Origin of the sequence: Yersinia pekkanenii (assembly GCF_001152565.1) — a bacterium.
Taxonomy (GTDB): Bacteria; Pseudomonadota; Gammaproteobacteria; order Enterobacterales; family Enterobacteriaceae; genus Yersinia; species Yersinia pekkanenii.
Genome location: NZ_CQAZ01000174.1, coordinates 1 through 1,265, shown reverse-complemented (window position 1 = coordinate 1,265; position 1,265 = coordinate 1). Strand labels below are relative to the sequence as shown.

Sequence of the window (1,265 nt, the reverse complement as noted above, 5' to 3'; positions counted from 1 at the left end):
TAAAGAAGGGACGCGCTGGGTACCGAGTAAAGTGAACAGTCAGGGGCTGACCTTTAACCCGGCCTTCCTGGCGGCGATTAATCAACTGAGCCAAATCTCCGATATTCTGTTCACTGACGGCAGTCAGGGGCTGCGCTTTGAGCTGCTGGCCCGTCCAGTGCCGAACGTGGTGGAAACCCATTTGGCGATTGACGGACAGAAATTGCATTATTTCAACCAGATGGAGAGCTGGCAGAGCTTCCGCTGGCCGGGTGATACCTACAAACCCGGCACGTTGTTGACCTGGACCGGTGTGAGTTCCGGCGCCCGTTTGTACGGTGATTATCAGGGAACATGGGGGCTGATCCGCTGGCTGGAACAGGCAAAACAGAAAAAGCTGGATGAAGGGCGCTATCAACTGACCTTCACCACCGCAGATAAACAGCCATTGCAATGGATATTACGCACCGAGCTGGGCAAAGGCCCGTTAGGTCTGTTGCAACTGCGCAATTTCACCCTGCCTGCGCAAATTTTTCTGATACAGAATGCGCCGCCCGCGGTCGCTGACATGGCAGAAGATGAAGACATGGCAGAAGACTGATGTCCGCTGTCATCCCCGATATTGACCCACAGGAGCCGTTATGGCGACGTTAAATACCCTGATCACCGCCTGTGCCGCTGCCCCTGAGTCGCTGTTACCGCAGGCAGAACAACAGGTTGCGTTGTGGGAACGCTGGTTGCAGCCGGTGATACCTGACCGGCATACCGGAGAAGACCCCAACTACAATGACGACTTCCAACAGATGCGTGAAGAGGTCAATAAACTCTCGGGTGCCGATACCACGTTAACCTGCGAGCTGGCAGAAAAACTCTTCACCCTGCACAGCAAGGATGTGCGGGTGGCCACCTATTACGTCTGGGCGCGTTTACACCGTGACGGCGAGGCCGGGTTGGCCGATGGGCTGGCGCTGTTGGCCGGGCTAATCAGTCGCTTTGGTGAAACCCTGCATCCATTGCGCGCAGCCAGTCGAAAAACCGCACTGGAGTGGCTATCTGGCTCCCGCGTCCTGGACAGTTTGTCGCTCTATCCTGAAGTGGATAATGCGGATTTTGAGCGCATCGTGGGTGCACTGGCATTAATCGAACAGGGGGTTAGTGGCTGGGATGATGCTTCCCGTCCGCAGTTTGGCGGGTTATATGCGGCACTGGAGCATCGTCTGGCGCAGTCCGGTGGCCCGAATGCGGTGGTGCCACAAAACAGCAGCGGGCCATCAGCGGCCGGGAGT

The 1,265-nt window shown here is 56.8% G+C and carries 2 protein-coding genes; both read left to right on the top strand.

The window, feature by feature from the left end; genetic code table 11:
• Positions 1–580 (top strand): type VI secretion IcmF C-terminal domain-containing protein (locus tag AEP37_RS23765; RefSeq protein ID WP_049615646.1); only part of this gene is annotated, 580 nt, incomplete at its 5' end.
• Positions 581–620: 40 nt separating this feature from the next.
• A partial coding sequence (locus tag AEP37_RS23760) for a type VI secretion system protein TssA (protein WP_049615645.1) occupies positions 621–1,265 on the top strand: 645 nt, incomplete at its 3' end.